The organism is Blastopirellula sp. SH421 (genome assembly GCF_057808535.1).
Genome location: NZ_CM173712.1, coordinates 3,587,084 through 3,609,787, shown reverse-complemented (window position 1 = coordinate 3,609,787; position 22,704 = coordinate 3,587,084). Strand labels below are relative to the sequence as shown.

Sequence of the window (22,704 nt, the reverse complement as noted above, 5' to 3'; positions counted from 1 at the left end):
AGAGGGGATCTAGCGAAGTCTATTTGCGACGAGCTTGTGCTTGTGGTGGTCCCCATGGCATCCACCACGGGCTGGCGTCAATCAACCACTTGCCGCCAATCTTTGTGAAGTGAATGTTGTCATACCCATCTCGGTCATAGCGATCGCGAAACCCCTCGACTTTGGCGAACGCCCACTCATCCTCTGTCGTTATCTTTTGAAGAGTGCTCTGCTGGTCGATGATCGAGACCTGATCGGAGAGCATGGCGTCATACAGCTTGGGGAGAAAGGCTGGGAGATTGGGAATTTTCTCTGGCTTCTTTTTGCCATCTGGAACATGAAACTCTTTGAAGAGGGCCGCTACCTGAAGAGCTCTCGCCTTATCTGCCTCGGATAGCGGCCGTCGATAGGGGCTTTCTTTCAGGTACTCTTCTTCATTCTCCCCCACATACGCCAAATGACTGGCGTCGTTGAGGATTGTTTCAATTTGATCGTAGCGTGCTTGAGCCGTAAGGCATCCATAGAACTTTGGCCAGTCACGCTCTGCTGACGCGAGTTTCAATGCTTCAAACGTCTCCTCGGGCGTTGTACCCTCCGGAAGTTCCGCATCCATCGTTACCCAAGCCGGCTGCGAGCAACCTACGGCAAGCAGAAGCGTCAAGCAAAGTCCGAAGTGAATGCCGGTATGACGAATCATGTATTGTGTCCTCCCTATCGCATCATCCCGTCTGATTGCCAGCCGAATTTCCCTCACTGGCGTCTTTTGAAGTTGCGTTATTTCGAACCACTTGGACACTAGCCCGCAGCGCCAGCGAGGGAATGCGCATTGGTAATGCTAAAACGGCATGAAGTAGAAGCCGCATTCCCTCGCTGGCGCTGCGAGCTAGTGACTTAGTTCTTACCGTGCTTTTCCGCTCTTCATCTGTGGCCTGGCCGCGTTCTGTTTTTATTGGGCCGAATAGCGCAACCTCAAAACTAGCGCTTCGGGCCTAATTTTACGAAGACAAGCTACTTCGCCGGAATCTGATTCAGGGTGTAGTAAGCGATATCGTGCCACAGTTTCTGACCTTGGGCATTTTTTACGCCGGGCGAATGCAGCTCGTGGACGTGCCCTTTTTGCAGGCCGTCGATGGTGAGTCGGACGGTGTGATCGTTGATCTTTTCGATCTTGGTAATCTTCGGCGTGGTGTGATCGACTTCGGGGCTGCCGTAGCTTTCTTGGTAGATGTAGGTGTAGGTCGTCAGCTGGTACGAGTCGAGTGATGTGGCTGATTTTTCATCGCAAGGCTGGGTGAATACCAATTCAAAACCATCCGGTTGGGCTCGCATCTCTTTGATTTCAAAGGGCGTTTTACCGGTCCAATTGACCCGCTCGAGCGAGAAGGGGGCATTGCCGCGCGAGCCCCAACCGCGGTTGGTTCCGCCGACGAACAAGCTGCCTGAATCGCTCATCAGCAAGGGGAGCGTCCCGGAGGCGATTCCATCCAGAAAGGGGAAGCATGCGCCTTGGTAGCGGTCGTTTACTTTTTCCATGTAGACCCGCATCACGGTGCTATGCGACTGATCGCCGACCAGCATCTGATCCGCGAAGGGGCCGAACTTACCGCCGCTTCGATCGAGCTCAACGCCGCTGGCCGATTTGCCCATCTTGTCGTACGGAAAGAGCACCGCGGCGGGAAGATACTCAGGGATCTTGTCAGCTTCCAAATGGGTTCGGCTACCGCTTTGCGGGGTCTGCGGCTCTGGTCCCATATTGGGCGCCAACGGATACCAACGATTGCCGCCGGGGTGGCCGACAAACTTGCCGGGGACCAAATGTTTCAGACTGCAGGTTCCGTTCCATGGGCCTTGGTTGTCAGTATAGAAGAGTTCGCCGGCGGCGTTGATGCCGACGCCGCCGGGGCTGCGAATGCCGCTGACCGTAGGGATCACTTCGCCATCGGCCGAGATTCGGAAGCACCAGCCGCGAAAGGGAACCTGACTTGAGAACGAACCGGTCAAGCACAACGGCGCCCAGATGTAACCATCTTTGTCAAACTTCGATCCAAACGCATATTCGTGGTAGTCGCCGTTGATTTCCCACGGCATCGCGACGGTCTCAAACATGTCGGCGCGGCCATCCCCATCTTCGTCTTGCAAACGCGAGATCTCGCATCGCTGCGTGACATAAAGCCAGCCATCGCGTTCGGCCAGGCCGAGCACTTCGTGCAGTCCTCTGGCGAAAAGCTTGAACTTCGACTCCTTGGCCGGATCGTCCGAGAAGGGATTGGTCACCATATAGATGTCGCCGCGACGCGTTGAGACGGCAAGCTCACCGTTGGGCATCAGCTCTAGCCCGCCGGACTCTAGCACAATGTCTTCAGGGATCTCGAAAGTGGTGATCTTGTAGTACTGGCTTTGCTCAGCAGACTGCGCGGCGGCGCTGCTTATGCACAGGCAGGCTGTTAGTAGCGTGAGAACGAAGTGTCGCATATCAAAAACTCGCGAAGGATTATCGGCTGAATTACCAAACGTAGGTTTGACGAATGGTCGCTTCGCCATTTTTGAAACGGATCGGAATCAACAAATCGTGTTTGTTAGAACGCAATATCGCCTCGCTTGGCGATAGCTGGATGGTCAGTTGATCATTGATCTTGTAGCGACCATCCCCTAGATCTTGGATGTCACCGGTGGCGGCGCGGTAGTAGAGCGGCGCCTTGGGATCGCCGACAAAGCGAATGGTGCGCGTAAGTGTGGGGAAGTCATTGGTCTTTGTCGCTTCGTAAAAGTCGCTGACATCGACGTTGTTGTAGTGATAGCGGAAGGTTGGACGGCGGGTGTTGTCCAAATGGTATCCCTTGAACTGTACGCCCAGCGGTTTCGCGTCCCCTGTTGGCCAATCGTCGGTTTCCGACGCGAGGGCGAAAAAGTCTGGTCCGCTGGCAAGCTTATAAATGTTGTCTCCTAGCGGCGGCTGAAAGCCTTGTCCGCGGCCGGTCCAATGCAGAGAAGCGTCCATAAACGCGCCTTGCCAAATCATGGCCAAACGCATTTCGTTGGCGTCAATCGCCAGATTGGCATGTTCGGCGTAGCCGACGCCGATGCCGCGTGGACCGGCGCCTTCGATAAAGTTGCGATACATCACCGCGTCGCGGTACGCGACCAATTCAATCGGCTGTCCGCCCACGCCAAATGGTTTGGCGGCGCTGGTCCCATCGTCAAGGAACTGCCAGATCGCTTCGAGCTGCTGATGGGTGTTGCCGTCCAGAATATTCTTCATCACCGATTGACCATTGGGCCACGCGGTTGGCATTCGCGTGCCAGGACGATAGGCGGGCGGATCGACCACATAACGATGGAACCAGGTATGTTCGAGCCGCTTGGTCATCAGCGTCATGTCGATCCCTTGCACTCCAGAGGCTTTTACCCCGTCAAAGGTGTGACACTTGATGCAGCCAAAGACTTTGTCTCCCACCATGTGACGGCCGATCGCTTTGATGTGGGCCGGCGTATCGTCGATCACCACTTCCATCTCGGGAAGCGAATCGAGTTGTTTGAGCGGATCCTTGAGTTTCCCAACGTTCTGGCCGCCGAATTTTGGCATGCGGGTGGTCATGTAGGGACGATCTTTCGCGCCGTCATTCAAGATGTGGGCGAGCCAGTCTGCTTTCAACTTGCCCCCCACTCCATTGAGATGGGGCGGAATGCGGCCTTCGTCACCCATCTCTTGTTGCGTGGTCGCAAAAAACGGATTGCGGGCCTCTTCGACGCCCCCCAGATCGTCGCGCGCGTGACACGCGTAGCAGTTCATCTGCAACATGGTTCGCTTCACCAGTAAATCGGGTGAACTATTTTCACTGGGTAAGGCTTGCAGCGCCGCGCGGATCGATGATTTTTGCTGGGCCGTCAAATGATAATCGGCTGCTGCAGGGGAAGGCTGGGCGGCTAGACAGCCAGCATTCAGATTCAAATCGGCCAGCGGCTTGGCGGTCAGCGTGGGGGCCGGCAGGTTCTGTTCGCCGCTTTGGTGGCAACTGGCGCAACCAGCTTTGCCGAACCATTGTTTGCCTTGCTCGATTAGCGCTGGATTGGCTTGGAACGGTGGTTCTGCAGTCGCGCTAGGCTGCTCGCCGGCAAGAGAAAGCTCTGCAAAGACTTCGCGGCGGGAGATTTTGGGACCGCGATATTCGACGGTCAATTCGGTCTGCCCCCCGCCATCAAAATACTCGACGACGATCGGGTGTTTGCCGGCGGTCAATCGGATCTTGCCGCTGCGGGTTGAATTGGGGTGAATGCCGTCGTTGATCACCACTTGCTGGCCGTCGATCAGCAGTCGACTACCATCGTCTGACGAAAGGTAGAACTCATATTCTCCTTCGCGCGGCGCGGCGAACAGGCCGGAGAACTCAAGAGCGTAATTGTTCTTCCGCTGCGCAACTGAAAGGGTAAAGCCGTCGACTTCGCCCGACTCTTGGGGTGTCACCTGCGAGAAATCAGGCAGATTGCTGAGATTCAATTCGTAATATTTGTAGCGCAGGTTAGAGGGGAAAGCGGGATTCAGATCGGGCAACAAAAACTGCGCGATGGCGGTTGCGTCTTCTCCGCTTAGGTTCAAGCTGGGCATTCGCCCGGCGTGGCGGACTTGGAGCGGATCTTGCAGAAACGTAGCGAGCGAACCGACCGAGTATTTTTTCGCGAGATCGCCCAGCGGTTTGGAGGTTGGAAGCGATTGGGCTTGGCTGGGATCTGGATTGTGACAGCCGACGCACCCCACTTGTTGATAAAGGGTTTTGCCTTGGGCGATCAATGCGTCACGGCGGCGAGTTTCTCGAAAGCTGCCGGTCGACGTCAAAAAATGGGTCAGCGATTCAATCGCTTGGGCACGTTCCGCCTCCGAAAGGTTACCCAAAGGTTGCGGCATCGTCGTGCCGGGCTTGGCGGTATGGACGTCCGACAAATACTGGGCAAAGTAGCTGGGGCGAATGCGATCGCCGACTCGGCTGAGATCGGGCGCCGTTTTGCTGGCTAGTGCGGCGAGCTTTTGAGCATCTGCCTGATGACAGGCGACGCAATTTAGTTCGCTCACCAATAGTCGTCCCCCTTCGACATCGTCTGCGACCCCTTCCGCATAAAACCGCTCATAGGCGGAGATCACCGGTGAGGTCGGTTGCGCGCCCTGAAGTGAGCCAACAGTCAAAGCGGTTAACGGCAAGATCAAGAGGGAGAGAGATCGCGTGCTTGCGAAGAACATAGGCCGTCACAACTCGTCGATGGGAGGCAAACGCGGGGAGAAAAGGGAAGGATGTCGCCTATTTCATCCCGCTTGCGCGCGATTGTCAACTATTGCACCACAAATGGCCCGAAATCTTAGCTGCTTTCCAACAGCTGAGCCGTCAGCTCGGCTTGCAGCTGAGCGATAGAAATCTCTAGGTCATGGAGAATTGCGGACGTGCGATCGTTTGCAATCACAAGGTCTTCGCGATCGAGCTGCGCAAGTAGGCTGGAGGTCTCACGACGATCGAAGTACGCGAGCATCCCTCGCAGGCGATGGGCGGTGAAGACGACACGGCGTTGATCTTGTTCAAGAAAGGCCTGACGAAGCTCGCTCATCGCGTGGGGAGAATGCTCTAGGAAGAGCGAAACCAGTTTTCGCCGCAAGCTGTCGGTGATTTCGATCGGCCGATGTTGGGAGGTTGGCGCCTGAGCTAGGCAAATTCGCAACTCGTCGAATCCGATCGGCTTGGTGAGAAATTTGTTGATCCCGGCATTGATTGCCGACGTTTTGTAGGAAGTAACCGCATGGGCAGTCACCGCGACCAACCACAGATCGGCAGCGGAGAACTGCTCGCGAATTTTTTGGGCTACTTCCAGACCCGAGATGTCAGGCAACTCTAGGTCCAACAGGACCACGTCATAGGTTGTGGTTCCTAATGCGCTAAGCGCGGATCGGCCGTCACTGGCGAAATCAGCGACCAAGCCTAGTTTGTCGAGCATCTCTTGCAGCACCAACTGATTTGCGGCGATATCCTCGACCACCAAGATTTTTAGATGAAGATCGGGATTCGCCATCCGCAACGCGGGGACTTCGGTGCTGATCGCTTCACTCTTCAACAGCCGGAGTTGCAAGCAAAACTGACTGCCGCTGCCGAGTTGGCTGCTGACGGTTAGTTGGCCTCCAATTTCTTCGGCCAACCGCTTTGAGATATGCAAGCCGAGTCCGACTCCACGCTGTGAATTGGTCGAACTGCCAAGCTGCGAAAATGCGTCAAAGATCCGTTCCTGTTCGTCGGCTGGTATGCCGGGGCCTGAATCTTTGACGGTGATGCTGACGGTGAGCGAATTTTCGTCTTCGGCCTCCGCGACCGCTGCGACCGCCACATAGCCGGTGGAGACAAACTTCAATGCGTTTTGAATCAGATTGGTCAGAATCTGACGCGTGCGAAGTTCATCGCCAAGCACAATCACTTCAAGCGCGGGGTCGAGCGAGATCGGAAATTCGATTCCTTGTTGTTGGGCTTGAAGTGCAAACATCTCTTGCGTGCGCCGCAAGAGCGATCCCAGGTGAAAGGGTTCGGCCGAAACCGGTTTTCGCGCGTCAATCTCTAGTCGGCTGACATCCAACAAGTCGTTGAGTAGCGACATCAGCGAACGCGCCGAATCATTGACGACGATTGCCTGACGGCGTTGCCGTTCATCTTGAATCGATTCGGTCAGCGATTGCGACAGCCCCAAGATCGCGTTCATGGGGGTCCGAATCTCGTGACTCATCTTGGCGAGAAAATCGGTTTTAACGCGGTTGGCTTCCTCGGCTTTTTGTTTCGCCGCTTGCAGTTGCTGGGTCATCTCGGCTTGGGCGTCTAAACTGCGGCGAATTGCGGCGACTGCCGGCCGGAAAATGAAACAGCCTTCGATCAGCAAGACAACGAGCGTCAGACCAAGCAGCAGCGATTCGATTTGTCGCAGTCGTCCCACGCGGTGCGAAGCTTCCTCGTCATACTGAAAGACGATGCGATCCATGCCGTGCAAAAAAGAGGCTTCGTGCCGCATGATGTTTGCGACTGCTTGAGCGACGATTTGTTCGTTGTCGAGCGACTGCAAGAGTTGCTGTGCCGAGGTCTGAATCTGACGATAATCTTCGTCAATTTCAGCGAACATGGTTTGGACGGTTGGACTGTTGGCGTCCCCCAGTCGCTGCCGCGCATCGCGGTTGAGCAACTGTTGGTGCGAGGCTTGCCATTGATGCAGACTTTGACGCAGACTTTGCTGCGCGGCGTCGTGAGCCTGAGAAGGATCGCGCAGCACCAGCGCGTCTTTGGCGATCCGCTGGCTGAGCATCCGTTGTCGGCCGGCGATATTGACCAGGGTAGAGTCCCCTTGTTGACGGTCAATCGATTGCTGAATAAGAATTTGTCCAGCAATCGACAGCAGCGCGACGATGCTGAGCGCCGTGATATAAAGCATCGTCAGGCGATGCGTGGAAGCGGCGGGAGTGGGCGTAGGCATGCAGTTGGCGGGGTTCTACCATTAAGCCGTTGCGAGAAACTGCTCGATCTCAAGGCCCAGGTAATTGATCTTCTTGCGCAGACTGGTGCGGGTGATCCCTAGCAACCGCGCTGCGTGTGCTTGGTTGCCGCCGGTCTGCCGCAGGATTAACGAGATCAGATGGCGTTCCATCTCGATCACCGCTTCTGAGTATATATCATTCGACTTGCTTGAAATCCGCTCGCCAACAAAATTTTCCCAATTGGTGTCAAGCGTTTCTTCGCCGGAGTGGTCGCCGCCATGTTCACGCAGCGCTTTACGCAGGTAGGTTCCGGCAATTACCGCGCCTTGGGATTCAATCATCGCTCTTCTCAATACGCTTCTGAGTTCTGAGACGTTTCCGGGCCAGCTATAATCGCTTAACAGTCGGAGCGCTTCGTCTGAAGTTCGCACCGCTCCCATATTGGTAATGCGTTCGACTTGACTGAACTGACTGACAAAATGGTCAACCAACAAACGGAGGTCGTCTTCGCGTTCTCGCAGAGGGGGGAGCTTAATGATGAATCCGCTCAGCAAGTAATAAAGGTCGGGGCGCAGACGACCTTCGGCGACCAGTTCTTCCGCGTCGTAGCTCGTAGTAAAGAAAAGAGTGACGTCGCTTTGAAGCGTTTCGTCGCCGCCAAGTCGCTCAAACCGCTTCTCGGTCAGGTAGCGCAGCAGCTTGCTTTGCAACGCATGCGGAATTGCGGCGATCTCTTCAAGCAGGATCGTCCCCTTGGAGCATTGCTCAAATTTACCGATCCGCCGATTCGGGACGCCCGGCATTGCGTTGGGCTCATGGCCCAGTAGTTCACTTTCAAGCCAATGGGCGGTGAAGTCAACGCAGGAGATCTTGTGGAAAGGACGTTCGGGTCGCTGTCCATGTTGATAAATGGCCCGCGCGACCAGTTCTTTGCCGGTCCCGTTTTCGCCTTGCAACAAGACGGACACATCGTGTGCCGCGGCGCGACCGATCGCTTTGTAAACGGATTGCATCGCACTACAGTCGCCTACGAGCCGATCGCCGCCATCGGCTAGCTCGTGCTGCGAAGGTAATTGCACCGGCATCAACATGAGATGTCGGCTCTCGATCGCTTCCAGCGTTTTCTCAGCGATCGTTTCTGGCGCGAACGGCTTGGTAAGAAAGTCAAACGCGCCCAGCTTCATCGCCTCTATCGCGAGATCGCTGGACGAACGCGCTGTGGCGAACAAAATCGGCAAGCGTGAATCGATTGCCTGAATCTTTTCGATCAGTTCGATCCCCGAGCAATCGGGCAGCACCTGATCTAGTAGGACCACGTCAGGACGCCGCTTCTCCAGCAACTGGAGGCCGGTAGCGCCGCAATCGGCGGAATGGAATTCAATCGCGAAACCGTTGAGGGCTTCCTGAACGATGACGCCTACGCCAGGATCATCGTCGATCACTAGCATGCGCATGGGACGTCGCACTCCGTCAACTCCGCTCAAGGTACTACAAAACGTCAGTCTTCGAGACGACTCATTTGAAAACCTACTATTGCAAGTCGCGTGCCGTGCAGCGGATTGTTATTGAATCACCTAGAATCGCCCTAAATCACCGCATGAAGGCTAATCGTTGTGATGACCGCTGATCGGTTGGGAAGGTGGTTTTTGCCCAAGTTTCAGGCAATCTGTGCGAGAAAAAGAAGACGCCCTGCGGCGCTTGCGAAGCAGCCCAGAGCGTCAATTTAGAGTCACTGCCGCGAAATTTTGGTTTAAAATCGCAGCGAGTATTGGGCATAGAAAAAGTTAGCGTCGCCCTTGTAGGGGAAGTCCGGATTGGCGGTATTTTGGAAGAACGAGCCGGTGAAAAAGTGGCTATATCCCAAAACCAGGTCCGAATGGGGCGAGATCGTGTAGCTGGCCAAAAGGTCTAGTTCTTGGCCCAGGTACTTCGATCCGCCGGTGAAGGGATTGGCGGGATCATTGCCGAGTGGGGTCATGATGACGCTATACGCAGCGTCTCGATCATCTTGGCGGTTGAAGATGTGCCACCACGCCAATAGCTTTAGTTTAGGGTCGGGATCGGCGGTCAACAGGAAGTTGAGATCGGTAATATTCCGGCGACCAAATATATCCATAAAACCTAAGTATCGGTGGGCCAGCGGGAACAGGTGATCGTAACCGTTGCCGATGGTCGAGTCGCCAGAGGCCCAGTCATAGTAGCTCCAGATCGTCGGTTTCCAGCAAATGTCCGAGAACTCATGTCCAAGCCCTAAGGTGTAGAAGCCAGCGCTGTGATCGTTGGTCGTGAACGTACCAAACTGCACCGCGGCTTCCGCTTCGTACAGCAGCCAGTCATTCTTCCCCTGCAGACGCGTGCCGAGCGTCTGGTAATTGAAGGGACGCGCGGTGTTCTCGTAGCCGAGCCAATATAAATCGAGCGTATGGTCCTGTTTCCCCTTATAAGTGGAATAGATCCCGTAGAACGCCTGATTGTAATCGGGAGAGTCGAAGGTGTTGCGCGTCGGAAAGATTGGGCGAACGCCGAACGCGTCGACATCCCAATCGGTCCCTCTGTAAAAGACTTTCGCCCCTTCAAAGGTTCGACGCGTATTGGCCCAGTCAAGCGGCGATACGGTCCGTTGGGCGCCGTACAATAACTCTTGTCGACCATAGCGGGCCCAGTATTCGCCTTCGCTGGTTTCTAGAAACTTGAGGTCGACAAAGCAGTTTTGCAGGTTCCAATAGTTTTCTTCGATCGGGCGAGGCGCGAATTCTTCAAAATCGCTGGTCGCGTGCAGCATTTCGGCGTACACGCGGGCCCAATCATTGATTTGGTAGTTACCGTAAACGCGCAATCGCTGCAGCAAAAAATCGTCGTCCCGGCCGGTTGGCCCGAGTCCGCGAAAGTTGTCTTCGCTTTGGTAGCGTGCTCGGTATTCGCCGCCGAGATCGAAGACGCCGCAATCTCCCACGCAGATTCGTTTGAGGTTTTCGCCGAGATGCCATCCGTCGTAGCAGGGATCGCAGAGATACGAGAAGTCGTTGTTGTAATAGACCCCTTTGTAGGCGCCGGCGACTTTGGCGGCCAACTCTTTTTCTTTCTTGGCGTCGCAGATGACCGCTTTGCCGTTGGCTATCTCGATGGTATCGAACAGCTGAGTTGATTCGACGGTCATCGCGGTGTCGGTCACTTCGGTCGCGACACTTTCCAGCTTCGTCTCAGTCATATCGGACGGTGAAGCAAACGAGTAAGGCTCGGCCGCATCCAGACCGCTTGCCAGACACAAAAGACTCGCGACTGCGGATCCGCGCAATAACTGACGAAAGGGAAGGTTGCTAAACATGGAATCGACCTGAAAACCGCGTGAAACGAGCCAGCCCGACGAATCGGCCGCGTATGGCAAGGTTCGGTCTTCGCGAACGGCAATATTGACGGAAACCCTTGGCGCCCTTGAACTTTGCCTAACAGGTCATCGGTGCTGGCGGCGCTGAGCGCGATGTGACCAGGGGTGAGCAGCGAATGTGCATCATTTGGCTGGCAGACTGCGACCTGGCAGGGCGCCACGTGCCGGGAATGGACGCAAAGCGGGCAACCGTGCACCGCGAGTCAAAAGAACTTTGTGTTGGCCGCAAGTAACGAGATTAAGAGGGTTTACGCGATTTGCATCATGAACTTGTGCGTGACGGCACGCCGCTTGCGATAGAGATTCCGGCAACTGAATCGCTCCCTTGGCGAACTTTTCGTGGGCAAGTCATGAAAGGGCAAAAGTTGTCAGCGCCGAAATCCTTCTGGAATTTTTCAATGCGACGTCATCGAATCTCTGCTTGCAGTGTGATGTTTGGGTTGGCCACGGCAATCCTGATGATTTGCGGATGTGGTCAACAACGTAGCGGCCCGCGGCTGCAAGATCTTGATCTTGACGCGTTGGCGGCGGAAGCGACTGTTGCGTTAGAAGTCTTAGGGAAGCAACAGCCGATTGGGGTTGGCACGCTTCCAGGCAAGCAACCAGATTCGCTACGGCTCGAGAAGACGAAACTTAAGTTTGGCTTTATCAAGCTGACTGACTGTGCTCCGCTGGTCATCGCCAAAGAGCAGGGGTTCTTCGCCGACGAAGGATTGCAAGTCGAAGTTGAAGCCCAACCCAATTGGAAGACGTTGCTCGAGCGGGTGATCAGCGGTGAATTGGATGGCGCTCATATGTTGTCGGGCCAACCAATCGCATCCACGATTGGGATCAACGGCGAAGCACATGTGATTACCGCTTTTACGATGGATCAAAACGGCAACGCGATTACAGTCGCCAATTCGATCTGGGAGCAAATGCAGAAAGCCGATCCAGCATTGCAGTCTCCGCAGCCCAAACATCCGATCACCGCCGACTCGCTGCGTCCGGTAGTCGCCCAGCGGAAAGCGTCTGGCGATCTGCTGAAGATGGGGATGGTCTTTCCTGTCTCAACCCACAACTACGAGCTCCGTTATTGGCTTGCCGCTGCGGGCATTCATCCCGGCATGTATACGACGGCCGACACGACCGGCGTGACTGACGCCGAAGTGCTGCTCTCGGTGACGCCGCCGCCGATGATGCCGCAAGTGATGGAAGTTGGCACGATCCAAGGTTATTGCGTTGGCGAGCCTTGGAATCAACAAGCCGTGGTCAAAGGGATCGGCGTGCCGGTTGTGACGAACCATGAGATCTGGAAAAACAACCCAGAAAAAGTCTTTGGCGTTACCAAAAACTGGAATGACGAAAACCGCCACACCCATATCGCGGTGATCAAAGCGCTGATCCGCGCCGGCAAGTGGTTGGACGAAGTCGACAGCGATGGCAAGTTTGTCAATCGCGAAGCGGCCGTGCAATTGCTATCGAAAGCTAACTACGTAGGCGCCGATGTCGAGGTCATCCGCAACTCAATGACGGGGTCCTTTACCTTTCAGAAGTCAGACAAGCAAGCGATGCCAGATTTTAACGTCTTCTTCCAAGGGCACGCGACCTATCCCTGGTACAGCGACGGCGTTTGGTTTTTGACGCAGATGCGGCGTTGGGGACAGATTACTGAACCGAAGCCCGCCGAGTGGTACGCCGAATCGGTGCAGAAGATCTATCGTCCTGACATCTACAGGGAAGCGGCGGAGCGTCTGATCCGCGAAGGGAAGTTGGATCGGGCCGATGTGCCTGCTGACGACAGCGACGGCTACAAACCGCCGACCTCTGACTTTATCGACGGGATCCGCTTCGACGGTCACGATCCGATCGCTTATCTCAACGCGCATAAGATTGGAAACAAAGATCCCGAGTAAACAGTCGTCCGAGGCGCGAGTCGAGGGAACGCGCAGCGGGCTCGTGTCCAATCGATTCGCTATCGCACAACTTTTAAAAACCGCGGTCGACAAGAAACGCTATGAAATACAAAATCATTCGTCTGCTAGATATCGCCGGCATGAACTGCTTTGAGCCGGTTGTTCGGCTTTGTTACGGCGAGGAACCGCGTCAGCAGATGCGTAAGATCGGCCTCTTTATTGTTGCGCCGGTTCTGGTGTTTGCCTTGTTTATTGGCGCCTGGGCGGCGATTGCGCCGCTGATTAAAACCAAAGCCGGCAGTTTGCCTTCGCCGGTCGATGTCGCCGGTTCGCTGGTTGACGTCTATCAATTCCACTGGCGCGAATATACCAAGCAAGCCGACTTTGCACGCACCGGCGAAGAGCGGGATAGGACGCTCGCTTTGGTGAGGGAGCAAATTGCGGCAGCGACTAAGCGCAAAGCAGTGGTCGATACCGAACTGGCCGAGTTGACCGCGACCTTGGACGCCCAGACAGCTATCGAGTTGAAAAAATACGAGACCGCGATTGAGCGCCAATCGATCGTATATCAAGCGAAACAAGCCGAGCGTGAGCAGGCGTTGCAGACATTGGGCGACAAGCTAGATGTCGCCAAAACAGAACCGCGTGCCGAGTTTGTCGCGGCGGTGCGTGAGCATCAGACATTGTCAACGACCGAAACGACTCACTTGAAAGAATTGCGGTCGGACTTGGCCGCGATTCGGAAATCCTCGACGCCAGAGTTTGCGGCGCTGCAGAGCGAGAAGAACGGTCTGGATCAAGAGACGCAATTTCTCGACAAGCGTATCTTGCTACTAAGTGAAGGGAATCGACGCAGCAATGTCGCCAGTGCCGCGCTCACGCTAAAGCATGCCGATGCTGCGCTCGCGGCAGCTCAGCCAGGGGATCGCTATGATGCGTCACTGCAATATCTAGGCGCCGAACAGCGCATCCTGTCGAGCGCCGGCGCGATCTACGCCAAGCCGCCGACCTTTTTCGATCAGGTTTTTACGAGCATTCAATGCGTCTTTGTCGGGTTTTTGTTCGCGACGGCGATTGCGATTCCGATTGGCGTGGTGTGCGGATTGAACAAAGTGGTCATGGCCTCGTTGTCGCCGTTGATCTCACTGTTCAAACCGGTTTCGCCAATTGTGTGGCTGCCGATTGTATTTATTGTTGTCGGTGGGTTCATTGAACGACCGGACGAAGCTTGGGTGAAGCCCGCGTTTTTAAGTTCGGCGATCACGGTGGCTCTTTGTTCGCTTTGGCCGACGTTGGTGAATACCGCGCTGGGAGTCGCCTCGATCGACCGCGATCACATGAACGTTGCAAGGGTGTTACGACTGGGGTGGTGGGATCGCTTGATCAAGATCGTGATTCCCTCAGCGTTGCCGCTGATCTTTACTGGACTGCGGATTTCGCTGGGAGTTGGTTGGATGGTGTTGATCGCCGCCGAGCTGCTTTCCTCGAGTCCCGGATTGGGAAAGTTTGTTTGGGACATGTTTAATAACGGTTCGTCCGATACCTTTTCGCAGATGCTGCTGACCGTGTTTGTGGTTGGCGTCGTCGGCCTGTTGTTGGACCGGATTATGATCGTGTTCCAACGTCTGGTCAGTTTTGATGGAGGCGCAACGGCCCTATGATCCGCAACACCAACCTGCCGGCGGAAGATGCAAGTCGCCCGCCCGTGTTAGAGCTGAAGGATGTAACCGTCTCCTATGGGATGGGAGCGGAAGCCTACGTAGTTTTGGACAAGGCTTACCTGAAGGTCGAAGAGAACGAATTTGTCGTGTTGATCGGCTATTCGGGCAGCGGCAAGTCGACGCTGATCTCGACTTTGGCCGGGCTGACCACACCGACCCGCGGCGTGGCGCTTTATCGCGGAGCGCCGATGCCAGAGCCTGGCCCGGACCGGGGCATTGTGTTTCAAAACTATTCGCTGCTGCCGTGGCTGACCGTAGCCGGCAATATCGATCTGGCGGTCAAACGCCTGCAACGAGACCTTCGCGGCAGCGCACGGCGTGACTATGTGCAAAAGTATATCGACATGGTCAGCTTGACCGGTTCAGAGAAAAAATATCCCAGCGAACTCTCAGGGGGTATGCGGCAACGACTTTCGTTGGCCCGCACACTGTCGATGCAGCCAGAAGTATTGCTGTTGGACGAACCGTTGAGCGCGCTCGATGCCTTAACGCGTAGCGTGTTACAGGACGAAATTATTCGACTATGGGAAGAAGATCGTCGGACCGTGGTAATGGTGACCAACGACGTGGACGAAGCGGTGTTGATGGCCGATCGCATCGTGACGTTGACCCCAGGCCCCGGCGCCAAACTGGGGCGCACGTTTGATGTTTCGCTGCCACGGCCTCGCGACCGGGCGACGCTCAATTTTAATTCTGATTTCAAACATTTGCGCAACGAAGCGACGCGCTACATGTTGCAACTGAACTCCGATGCAAAAACGGAGCGTCCGGCTCGGCGGTTTGCGCTGCCGGATCTAGAGCCTGCCAATTTGGGCGCTTAGTCCTTCAAGCCAAGGAATTGATATGTCGAGTGGTGGTGGTGACGGGCGCTATGTTGAGCTTTTTCGGCTCTCGAAGGCGTATCCCAACCCGTATGGCGACCGGGTGACGGTGGTCGACGGCTTCAACTTAATTATGAAGCGGGGAGAAGTCGTTAGCTTGATCGGACACTCTGGATGCGGCAAGTCGACGGTGCTGACCATGGTCGCCGGGCTCAACGCGATCAGCGAAGGGAGCGTTGTCCTTGCAGGCAAAGAGATTTCGCAGGCCGGTCCAGACCGCGCTGTGGTGTTTCAATCTCCTTGTTTGTTGCCTTGGATGACGGCAATTCAAAACGTGCGACTCGGTGTGGATCGCGTATTCGCACATGGTACCCGGCAGCAACGGAAAGAAATCTGCGAGTACTATCTCGACGCGGTCGGGCTGGCTGACTCCATGCATAAATATCCGCGTGAGTTATCCGGCGGCATGCAACAGCGCGTGGGCATTGCAAGAGCCATCGCGCTGAAGCCTAAGATGCTGCTGTTGGACGAACCGTTTGGCCGACTCGATTCGTTGACGCGAATGGAGCTGCAGGATGTCATTTTAAGGATTCTGGATCGCGAAAAAATCACGACGATGTTGGTGACGCATGACGTCGACGAGGCGATTTACATGGCCGATCGGATCTGCATGATGACGACTGGACCGATGGCGCGCGTTGGACAAATCTTGGATTTGCCGTTTGAGCGGCCGCGACAACGTGCCGACGTGCTGGAAGATCCGCTGTACTACGATTTGCGCGGCTGTCTCGTTTCCTTCTTGGAAGAACAAGATCGGCGAAAGCATAGCCCTGCAGAAATCCAAGTTGCCAAATCGGCAGAAACCCCCTTTGACTCTGCGTCCAATCCAACCGTCGCATTGGTTCACGCCGAAACTTAACGAATCCATTCCACCAACTTTGCGGAAATGAACTCGATGCAAATCGATACCCTCAGCATGCTCCAGGCAGTTCGCGTTACTGCGATCGACGATGCCGACCCGCAAGGTTGGAACGTCGAAGCGACCGGCGATTGGTCTGTGCGTGGCGACAAGCAGGTTGCAGAAGAGTTCCAACACCAGCGAGGCGTGCGGCTTGATCAGGTCGAAGACACCGTGTATCTGGCCATTCCGATTGCGACGAATGAGTCGCTTCGCGGCGTGGTCGAAATGTTGTTCCACCTGCCTGAGGATGCGATCGGCGCTTGGGAAGTTTGGAAACGGGACGATCGAGACGAACTAACTTTGGACCAAGGGATCTATCGCCGTCTCGAATACATCGAGCGGATCACTCCCTATGTTCGTTTCCCACGTCGATCGGGCTTGCCAGGCGAAGTGTGGGACAAACGGTTGGCGGCCTGCGTCAACAATTTGGGAACCTCCCCAAATTTCATGCGTTCGGCCGGCGCGCGTTCAGCAGGGCTCGACTTCGGCTTAGGGTTGCCGCTGCTCAAGTCAGAGTTTGAGCTGGTGAGTGTTGTATTGATGCTGGGCTCTCACCAGCTGCCCCTTTTCTCGGCGGTCGAAGTTTGGCTGCCCGATCGTGAAGAGATGGGACTAGAGCGGTCGCAACGGATCGCACTGGCCACAGACGACCAGTCGCCTGACAAACTACGGCTGAGCGAAGGACTGGTTGGGTATGTCGCCGCCGCCAGATTTCCGAAGCTGGTATCAAACGCCGAGGACGCTTCGCAGGCCCGGCAAGTTGCTTTTCCCCAGTTTGTTGGGAATCGTCTATCGTCGGTTGTCTGTGTGACGCTGTAAAGGAAGAACGATGGCGAGCGTATTCGAGACAAAAAAGCCGATCCTTACCGAAGGCTTCGACCTGGTGCAGTTCCTGCTTGCAGAGCAGCAGGATCTGACGGCGGTCGAACGTTTTTCTCAGCGACATGCCGATGTGAGTGCTCCGTTGATGGCGCCGTTGTATCGCGAACTGCTGCCTGCTGCGGCGCCGAAAGTGGGAGAGCAGTACGCGTTTGAGGTGGACCTGGACGCTTGCTCAGGCTGCAAAGCGTGTGTTGTGGCTTGTCACAACCGGAACGGCTTGGAAGAAGCCGAGACTTGGCGCAGCGTCGGATTGCTGCAAGCCAAGGATGAGTGCGCTACGCTGCAGCATGTGACGACCGCGTGTCATCATTGCGCCGATCCCGGCTGCTTGAAGGGGTGCCCGGTCAAAGCTTACGACAAGGATCCGGTGACCGGCATTGTGGTTCACTTGGACGATCAGTGCATCGGCTGCAAGTATTGCACGATGATGTGCCCTTATGATGTTCCGCAGTATAGCCCGGCCAAAGGAATCGTCCGTAAGTGCGACATGTGCCGCCAACGGTTGGATGTCGGCGAAGCGCCAGCCTGCGTTCAGGCTTGTCCGAATCAAGCGATTCGGATTACGTTGGTCAAACAGGCCGATGTTCGAGCCGCCGGTCTGCGAGGAGAATTTCTGGATGGAGCCGCGCATCCTGCCACGACCAATCCGACCACGCAATTTATTGGCGCCGCGCGTCAGTTGAAGTTGGCCTCCGGCGACCAGTTCTCGCTGCGACTCAATCATGGTCACTTGCCGCTGGTTGCACTGCTGGTCTTCACCCAGCTTTCGGTCGGCGCGGCGATCGCTGGTTGCTTGCTGCCGGCGCAGCGACTGACCTTGTTGCTGATTTCGACGCTGTTCTGCTCAATTGGGTTGGCCGCTTCGGGACTTCATCTCGGGCGTCCCTTCTATGGTTATCGGGTTTTTCTAGGGCTGAAAACTTCGTGGCTCAGCCGCGAAGCGGTCATATTTGGCAAATATTTTCCGCTGATTCTGTTGGCGACGGCCTCGGTTTGGTTTCAGCAATATTTGCAGTACGGAATCATTGCCGCATGGCTGGCAGTCGCCGTTGGTTTGGTAGGGGTCTTTTGCAGCGTCATGATTTATGTCGCTACGCGTCGTCCTGTTTGGGGAATGATTTGGACCGGCGGTCGTTTTTTTGGCACGGTCGTAATCTTAGGGCTTGCGGCGGCGCTGATCGGAGCAAGCAGTCAGCGGGCGATCCTATTTCCCTTAGCGATGTTGTTGATCACGATGACCGTGGTTCGTGCACTCTTTGAGCGGCAGTTTATCGAGCGAGGAGATCGGGATTTTTCCAACCCCTTTACGCGAACGGTTGCGCTGCAAATGGAAAAGCTGCCGTATCCGCTGCAGGCTCGCAACTGTTTGTGGGCGCTGGGGGGGATCTTGTTGCCGATCCTGGGCGTAGTGGTCCGTGAGCCGTTGGCGGCGATGCAGATCACCGTGGTCGGTTTGGGCTTGTTGACCATCGCAGAATTGTTTGACCGTTACCTATATTTCGCTTCTGAAGCGACCCCTAGCATGCCGGGCGTTGCTCGTGCGGGAGAGCATGGATGAGTACGACCAACGGTGATTCAGCGAAAGCGAAAGCAGCAAAAATCAATTTGTCACCGCTGAAGCGGATGGGGGATATCCTCCTTGCGCGTGACGGTCATTTGACGCGGCAACTGCTGTTAGAACCGGCTAAGTTCGGGCTCGGTAAGACGCGCAAATCAGAATCGCCGGATGCGACCACCACGTCGGTCTGCGGCTTTTGTTCGACCGGTTGTGGGCTGGAGATTCATTTAAAGCAGGGGCGCGCGGTCAATCTGACTCCTTCGACCGATTGGCCGGTGAACCTGGGGATGGCATGTCCCAAGGGGTGGGAAGCGCTCCACGTATTGCAGTCGTCGGATCGGGCGACGAGGCCGCTGCGGCGCAACGCTGCGGGCGCCATGGCGCCGACCAGTTGGGACAACGCGCTGAAATATTTTTGCGAGCAACTAAAACAGGTGCAGTCGCGGCACGGCAACGAGGCGGTCGCTTTTTTGAGCACCGGTCAGATCGCGACCGAGGAGATGGCGTTTCTCGGTTCGTTGGCCAAGTTTGGAATGGGAATGCGGCATGGCGACGGCAATACGCGGCAGTGTATGGCGACCGCCGCGACCGCTTATAAAGAATCGTTTGGGTTTGATGCGCCGCCGTTCGCTTACTCTGATTTTGAAGAGTCCGATACGCTTGTTTTTGTTGGCTCGAATCTCTGCATTGCTCATCCAATTCTGTGGGAGCGTGTGCTTCGGAACCGTCACCAGCCAGAGATTATTGTCATCGATCCACGGCTGACCGAGACGGCGCAAGCGGCGACTTCGCATCTTAAGATCCAGCCGAAGTCCGATTTGACGCTGCTGTACGGGGTCGCCAATTATCTGATTCAACATGATTGGATTGATCGCGATTTTATCGCCGCGCATACCAATGACTTTGCCGAATTTGCCCAACATGTTGAAGTTTACTCGTTGGAGCGGACTATCGAATGGACCGGCCTGGCCGAGCAAACGATCATCGATTTTGCTGAGAAGATCCATTGTGGTGAGCGAGTCTCGTTTTGGTGGACGATGGGGGTGAATCAAAGTCATGAAGGAGTCCGCACCGCCCAGGCAATCATTAACCTGGCCTTGCTGACCGGCAATATCGGTCGCCCTGGGACGGGCGCCAATTCGATCACAGGTCAGTGCAACGCGATGGGCTCGCGACTGTTCAGCAACACGACCAATTTGTTAGGGGGACATAGCTTCACCAACGCCGCGGATCGACAAAAAGTCGCCCAGATCCTCGAGATCCCCGTGGAGCGGATCCCGACTGAAAACAGCTGGGCTTACGATCAGATCATTGACGGGATTCGCGACGGTAAGATCAAAGGGCTGTGGGTGATCGCCACCAATCCGGCCCATTCATGGATTGATCAAAAGGATCTGCACGAGGTTTTTAAGCAGCTTGAGTTTCTGGTCGTGCAAGACATGTACTCGACGACCGAGACCGCCCAACTGGCCGACTTGGTGTTGCCGGCGGCCGCGTGGGGCGAGAAGGAAGGGACTTTTATCAACTCAGAGCGACGCTTGGGACTGCACAAAAAGGTCTCGCCGGCGCCGGGCGAAGCGCTGGCCGACTTTCAAATATTTCGCGCGGTCGCCGACTATTGGGGATGCGGTGAGATGTTCGCGCGGTGGTCCGAACCTGAGCGTGTCTTTGAGACCATGCAGCAGCTTTCGCAGGGGCAACCATGCGACATTACTGGGATTGCCGGCTATCAAGATCTGGACGATCGACGCGGCGTGCAGTGGCCATTTGCAGCCGGTGAAACCGATCGCTCTGCGCAGCGCCGGCTATTTGCCGATGGCCAGTTCTATCACCCTGACAACAAGGCGAAGTTTGTCTTTGGCGATGTGCGACGCCCCAAAGAGATGGCGGACGCCGACTATCCATTTACCTTACTGACTGGTCGTGGAACCGCCGCCCAGTGGCATACGCAAACACGCACCGCCAAAAGCGCCGTACTGCGGAAGCTGTATCCCAACATGCTGCAAGTCGATTTGCACCCGGCCGATGCGAAGGCGCTGGGGATCTCTCCGCACGAGTTGATCACCGTCGAGTCGCGGCGCGGCAGCATAGCGGCCCACGCGAATCTCACCGCCGCCGTGCAGCGGGGACAGCTCTTTATGCCGATGCACTGGGAGCAGGTCAATCAGCTGACCTTTGCCGAGTTTGACCCTTACTCTCGGCAACCCTCCTATAAAAATGCCGCCGTGCGATTACGCCGGCGGCAAGATGTTTGAAACTAGGCGGGAAGCTTCTTCCTAATTGGCATTTGGGCGTCGACCGCCTCCGCGACGTCGTCGACCTCCGCCGCTACCACCACCACCGCCGCCGCTGCGACGATCCACATGCTGGGGCGCCGTCTTGTGGCGTTCGATGTTCATTTCAACAATTGCTGTGACCGCGTCTAGCCATGATGGAATGTTGCGATGACGACGCATATCATGATCTTCATCATCCTCATCCTCGACTTCGTCGTAGACATCATCCAGCGATGGGTCGATGTCATCCTCGTCGTCTTCAGGGAAGTCGACATCGGTCAGCACGCGCTCGCGTTTGGCCGCGACTTCAGGAGTCTTACGGGCTTCGCCAGTCTTACGGTCATCGCCTTCGTCCGCTTTGCGAGAACGACGACGACGACGACGACGGCGAGGCGCTCCGCCGGATTCGGTCGAATCATCATCCGCGTCGGCAGACTTCTTGGCGGTCGGTTCTAGTTCGGCAGAGACTTCTGTCGCTTCGACCGAATCCGCTTCGTCGGCGCCTTCTTCGGCCGAGGTCGTTTCGGTACGCGGGTCACGACGCCGTCCGCGACGACGACGCCGACGGCGAGGCCGCGGCGCACCTGATTCGTCCGTTGCTTCTTCGGGCGAATCGTCCGCGTTATCTTCAGAATCTTCAGAAGAATCGTCCGAAGGTCGCGTTACTTTGGCAGGTCGCTCCGCTCTGGGAGCTCGCTCCCCGCGGGGAGAACGCTTACGAGAAACGACTTCGCGTGGTGCGTCATCATCATCTTCATGATCATCACGATCGTAGCTGGTCGCGACCGACTCTTCTTGCATGTCGTCGATCAGATCGTAATCGCCGTTTTCAAAGAAGATCTCGTCACCTGGCAGCAAGTTGCGCGGCGCGTCGGCGGCTGGCTCATTTTGCTTCTTCGTCGGAGAGTCAATCTGAATGAACAGACTAGCGGCTCGCTTCTCTGTCTCAGGCGAATCTGATCGCTCATCGAACATGGTCCGAGCGGTCGATTCGGCTCGACTTGGTTGGGGCTTCTCTTGCATCACCTTTTCAATGACGCTGGGCCCCGCTTCCGGTTGCTTTGCAACAGGCTCTGGCTGCTTAGTGACAGGTGCAGGCTGCTTTGCAACCGTCTCTGGAGTCGGCGGTTTTACCGCGGCAGGCGCCGGAGCCGGCTCACTTTTTCCAAACAAACGTTCGACCGGCAAACCAAGCGACTGAGCCAAACCAGCCCAATGACGTTTGGTCGGCGGGGCGACAATCGCCTCTTCGACCGCCGGTTCTTCCGTTGCTGGCGCATTTTCGGCGACTGGTTCGGGAGATTCGGCGATGGGAGCAGTTTCACCGGGCTTTTGATCGAATTCGACGCGCTCCACCGATTCCTGTTTTTCTGCGGCGGCCGGAGTTTCACTCGACGGCTGTTCGTTCAGCTTTTCGGTCGGCGCGGCGCCAAGAGTAGCGGCCAGCGAAGCCCAATGGCTTTTTTTGGGTTGATTCATAAACCTATTGGCAGCAGTAAGTTAGTTTCGTGTGCAGCTCGACGCATCGAACTTGGCGATTGCGGAGCAGGCCGAATCCCTACGGTGAGCTTCGGCTATTCACCCGGTCTACGTGCAACTTCGTCTAGTAAACGCGCAAGTATATCGGCGCCAGCAGCTTTTGGGAAGTCATGATACTCAGCAGGGTTACGTTCACCAAAGCCGCTACAGACGTGATGACCGGTAAAATTTTGACAGATAAATGGAGCGAGCCGCCGCAGTTCC

General features: G+C 55.9%; 14 protein-coding genes. 7 read left to right on the top strand and 7 right to left on the bottom strand.

The window, feature by feature from the left end:
* Positions 1-19: 19 nt before the first annotated feature.
* The 6 genes from SH421x_RS14835 to SH421x_RS14810 form a co-directional block, all read right to left on the bottom strand.
* On the bottom strand, positions 20-676 hold the full coding sequence (locus SH421x_RS14835) for a hypothetical protein (RefSeq protein WP_488850062.1): 657 nt from the start codon (positions 674-676) through the stop codon (positions 20-22).
* A gap of 311 nt (positions 677-987) precedes the next feature.
* Positions 988-2,451 carry a DUF7133 domain-containing protein gene (locus tag SH421x_RS14830; protein WP_488850060.1) on the bottom strand — a complete coding sequence of 488 codons (1,464 nt, stop codon included), beginning with the start codon at positions 2,449-2,451 and terminating at the stop codon, positions 988-990.
* A 31-nt stretch (positions 2,452-2,482) separates the two neighbouring features.
* Positions 2,483-5,209, bottom strand: a complete 2,727-nt coding sequence (locus SH421x_RS14825) for a PA14 domain-containing protein (protein WP_488850059.1) — start codon at positions 5,207-5,209, stop codon at positions 2,483-2,485.
* 116 nt (positions 5,210-5,325) lie between these two features.
* The gene (locus tag SH421x_RS14820) at positions 5,326-7,461 is read right to left on the bottom strand and encodes an ATP-binding protein (RefSeq protein ID WP_488850058.1); all 2,136 of its coding nucleotides are present in this window, start codon (positions 7,459-7,461) and stop codon (positions 5,326-5,328) included.
* Between the two features lie 21 nt (positions 7,462-7,482).
* Positions 7,483-8,928: a sigma-54-dependent transcriptional regulator gene (locus SH421x_RS14815; RefSeq protein ID WP_488850057.1), complete on the bottom strand. Its 1,446-nt coding sequence runs from the start codon at positions 8,926-8,928 to the stop codon at positions 7,483-7,485.
* Positions 8,929-9,212: 284 nt separating this feature from the next.
* Positions 9,213-10,787 (bottom strand): alginate export family protein, encoded by a 1,575-nt coding sequence (locus SH421x_RS14810; RefSeq protein ID WP_488850056.1) that lies wholly within the window; start codon positions 10,785-10,787, stop codon positions 9,213-9,215.
* A gap of 458 nt (positions 10,788-11,245) precedes the next feature.
* On the opposite strand from SH421x_RS14810, the gene SH421x_RS14805 reads away from it, so the two are divergent.
* From SH421x_RS14805 to SH421x_RS14775, 7 genes are all read left to right on the top strand, one after another.
* Complete coding sequence (locus SH421x_RS14805) at positions 11,246-12,742, top strand: CmpA/NrtA family ABC transporter substrate-binding protein (RefSeq protein WP_488850055.1); 1,497 nt, start codon at positions 11,246-11,248, stop codon at positions 12,740-12,742.
* Positions 12,743-12,843: 101 nt separating this feature from the next.
* A complete protein-coding gene (locus SH421x_RS14800) occupies positions 12,844-14,403 on the top strand; it encodes an ABC transporter permease (RefSeq protein WP_488850053.1) in 1,560 nt (519 codons plus the stop codon).
* Positions 14,400-15,284, top strand: a complete 885-nt coding sequence (locus tag SH421x_RS14795; protein ID WP_488850052.1) for an ABC transporter ATP-binding protein — start codon at positions 14,400-14,402, stop codon at positions 15,282-15,284. Before SH421x_RS14800 ends, SH421x_RS14795 begins: the two co-directional genes overlap by 4 nt.
* Before the next feature lie 22 nt (positions 15,285-15,306).
* Positions 15,307-16,203 (top strand): ABC transporter ATP-binding protein, encoded by an 897-nt coding sequence (locus tag SH421x_RS14790; RefSeq protein ID WP_488850051.1) that lies wholly within the window; start codon positions 15,307-15,309, stop codon positions 16,201-16,203.
* Positions 16,204-16,239: 36 nt separating this feature from the next.
* On the top strand, positions 16,240-17,064 hold the full coding sequence (locus SH421x_RS14785; protein WP_488850050.1) for a hypothetical protein: 825 nt from the start codon (positions 16,240-16,242) through the stop codon (positions 17,062-17,064).
* Positions 17,065-17,074: 10 nt separating this feature from the next.
* Complete coding sequence (locus tag SH421x_RS14780; protein ID WP_488850049.1) at positions 17,075-18,685, top strand: DmsC/YnfH family molybdoenzyme membrane anchor subunit; 1,611 nt, start codon at positions 17,075-17,077, stop codon at positions 18,683-18,685.
* Positions 18,682-20,940 (top strand): molybdopterin oxidoreductase family protein, encoded by a 2,259-nt coding sequence (locus SH421x_RS14775; RefSeq protein ID WP_488850048.1) that lies wholly within the window; start codon positions 18,682-18,684, stop codon positions 20,938-20,940. The genes SH421x_RS14780 and SH421x_RS14775 overlap by 4 nt, the downstream gene beginning before the upstream one ends.
* A 21-nt stretch (positions 20,941-20,961) precedes the next feature.
* Here the strand turns inward: SH421x_RS14775 and SH421x_RS14770 are convergent, their stop codons facing one another.
* Positions 20,962-22,440, bottom strand: coding sequence for a hypothetical protein (locus SH421x_RS14770; RefSeq protein WP_488850047.1), 1,479 nt, complete (start codon positions 22,438-22,440; stop codon positions 20,962-20,964).
* Between the last annotated feature and the right edge of the window lie 264 nt (positions 22,441-22,704).